We start from the raw sequence: 2,365 nt of genomic DNA, 5'->3' as shown, positions 1-2,365 counted from the left end.
TGTCATTTTGTTCGCACCAGAATGTCGTCGAAGATGTGTCCTGCCTCACGGGCGATGCTGTCGATTTCGGCGCTCGCAAGCAACGGCAGCCTGGCGATATGCCGGCCGATACCGAGCCCGACGAGCTGCATGGTCGCCAGCTCGGCGGCAAGCAGATCGGTCGTTGGCATCGCGGCAATGATTTCGCGGGTCATGGTCTCACGCAGCAACGCCATCGCCTCTTCCGAGGCAAATGCGGTCCGTATGACTGCAAGCATGGCCGCGCCTGCATGCACGTCATCCCAGGTCGCCATGTAAAGACGCACGATGGATTCTCCACTCGCGCCGGCTTTCAAGGCGGCCACCAGGGGCGCGCTGACCTTGGCCACGTCCTGAACCACGGCCCGGAACAGTTCATCTTTGGATCTGAAAAAGTGCAGCACGGTCGAGGGGTCGACGCCAGCATCGCCAGCGATCGCGCGCAGACTGGCGCCGTCATAGCCGCGTGCCGCGAATGCTTCGCGTGCCTGATCGAGGATCGCCGCGCGAGTCGTCTCGCTTCCCGCCGGGCGGCCCGCGGCGCGGCTCGCCTTTCCCGTCTTGCGCTTCGCGGGTAAAGCCGCGTCTGTCCCGTCGACGTCAGTCATCGACCAACCCCCTGGCCCTGACTTTCGCCAGCATGTTGAATCGCGCCATGTCCTCTTCGCTCATCGGATAAGGGCTGTTGCGGTCCATCAGCGAGCGGATCGGCAGGACAAGGATGAGAACGATGGCCGCAACGAAACCTGCCGCGCCATAGACATAGTCCATCGGACGCACCAGATCGTTTCGGATCACGTAGTCGATATAGAAGGCTCCGATCGGGCCGAAGAGAAAGATGGCCGTTGCGAGACCGGGATTGTACCAGGTGCCTCCGCGCAGGTTCATGACGATGCCGTGGCCGATGATCTGGAAGAAGCCGAAGAACATCGTGGCCAGTCCCAGCCAGATCGCCTGCGGAAATATAATGGCCGCGATGTAGAATATGTAGGCCCCCACCGTGTTGACGAGCAGCATGCTCTGCATGTTGCCGGGATAGCGGTCGTAGTCGCGCCGTTCGCCGTACATCACAGCGTTGATGACCAGTCCCGCCCCACCGGGCAGCGCATATTCCTCATACTGATGCGCCAGCAGAGCCATGAAGCTGTAGACGAGGATCTCCTGTATCGGGCTGAACACCTCTCCGAAGAATCCCATGAAGAAGGCCAGCACCGCGAACAGAACCGCGCCGACATGCTGCCAGTTGTCGCGATAGAAGCCGATCATCGGCGCCTCCTTGCTTTTCGCATCAGCGGGCGCGTCGATAGCCTCATTTCGAGCTTACCCGGTCTTGGATTGTAATCCAACGGTCGTTGTATTACAATGTCGTTTCGAGCAATGAGACGCGTCCGGAGACATCGGCATGAAATTCCTGCATCGGCACTGGTACGATTTGAGCCTGTTCATCGGCCTGGCGATCCTGGGCGTGCTGGCTCTGTGGTGGGACAGTTTCTCGATCCTGCAGCGGCTATCGATCGCCAACCTCGCGGTGATCTTCTTCCATTTCTTCGAGGAGTTCGGCTTTCCGGGCGGGTTCGGAAAGATGGCGAATACGCTGTATTTCAAGACCACGCCTGATCCACGCCGCTTTCCACTCAACCAGAATGCCGTGATGATCGGCAACTGGTCGGTCGCGGTCCTGTTCTACATTCCACCGATCTTCTTTCCGCAGGTGATGTGGCTCGGCTTGCTTCCTATGCTGTTCGGCGCCATGCAGATGTTCGCCCACGGTATCCTCAACAATGTCCTCCTCAAGCGCGCCGGCCTGCGCTGGGGCTACAATTCCGGCCTCGTTACGGCCTTCTTCGGCCATCTGCCCCTCGCGATCGCCTATGGCTACTATGTCGAGACGATGGGGCTGGCGTCGGCTTGGGACTGGGTGATCGGGGCGATCGGCGTGGTGGTGGCCTACGGCCTCGTATTCCGCATGCTCATCATGAAGAACCTCGAAGATGAGCACTCGCCTTGGCCCTTCGACGATGTCGAAATGGCGAGGTTCGATAGGCTGTATGGTCGCAAGGGAACGAAGTGAACGTCACGAAGTACATGGGTCTGACAGCCTGCAAAGCCCTTACGATGAAAGGCAGATCGTCGAGGGTGCGCCACTCAGGCCATTTCCTACGCTAACCGCGTGGCTTCGACTTGTCTTTCGCAGCTTGGCTGTTGCGTCGCCGGCAAGCGCATACAAATGCGGATCGCCCATTCCCTGCGCTCCGTTCTCGATCGTCTGAACCAGATCAATCAAGCAAGCCCCTCTCGTTAGAGCACCGCTAGCGTAGGATTTCGCCCCATACCGCAAACGACCCCT

3 protein-coding genes are annotated in these 2,365 nt (G+C 59.6%); 1 reads left to right on the top strand and 2 read right to left on the bottom strand.

Annotated features, from left to right (window positions below):
- Nucleotides 1-2: 2 nt before the first annotated feature.
- Both H512_RS25215 and H512_RS0119930 read right to left on the bottom strand, forming a co-directional pair.
- A complete protein-coding gene (locus tag H512_RS25215; protein WP_053240094.1) occupies nucleotides 3-626 on the bottom strand; it encodes a TetR/AcrR family transcriptional regulator in 624 nt (207 codons plus the stop codon).
- Nucleotides 619-1,284, bottom strand: a complete 666-nt coding sequence (locus tag H512_RS0119930) for an HXXEE domain-containing protein (RefSeq protein ID WP_210162727.1) — start codon at nucleotides 1,282-1,284, stop codon at nucleotides 619-621. The genes H512_RS25215 and H512_RS0119930 overlap by 8 nt, the downstream gene beginning before the upstream one ends.
- A gap of 136 nt (nucleotides 1,285-1,420) precedes the next feature.
- Here H512_RS0119930 and H512_RS0119925 point away from each other — a divergent pair, with 136 nt between their 5' ends.
- Nucleotides 1,421-2,089: an HXXEE domain-containing protein gene (locus H512_RS0119925; RefSeq protein ID WP_026784900.1), complete on the top strand. Its 669-nt coding sequence runs from the start codon at nucleotides 1,421-1,423 to the stop codon at nucleotides 2,087-2,089.
- Nucleotides 2,090-2,365 lie beyond the last annotated feature (276 nt).

The sequence above is a fragment of the Pleomorphomonas koreensis DSM 23070 genome (genome assembly GCF_000425185.1).
Taxonomy (GTDB): Bacteria; Pseudomonadota; Alphaproteobacteria; order Rhizobiales; family Pleomorphomonadaceae; genus Pleomorphomonas; species Pleomorphomonas koreensis.
Note: the sequence above shows the minus strand (reverse complement) of the source record. Positions and strands in the feature narration are given on the sequence as shown.

Coding starts and splice junctions, on each gene's coding strand:
- H512_RS0119930 (WP_210162727.1), bottom strand. CDS start 1,284: ATGATCGGCTTCTATCGCGACAACTGGCAGCATGTCGGCGCGGTTCTG.
- H512_RS0119925 (WP_026784900.1), top strand. CDS start 1,421: ATGAAATTCCTGCATCGGCACTGGTACGATTTGAGCCTGTTCATCGGC.
- H512_RS25215 (WP_053240094.1), bottom strand. CDS start 626: ATGACTGACGTCGACGGGACAGACGCGGCTTTACCCGCGAAGCGCAAG.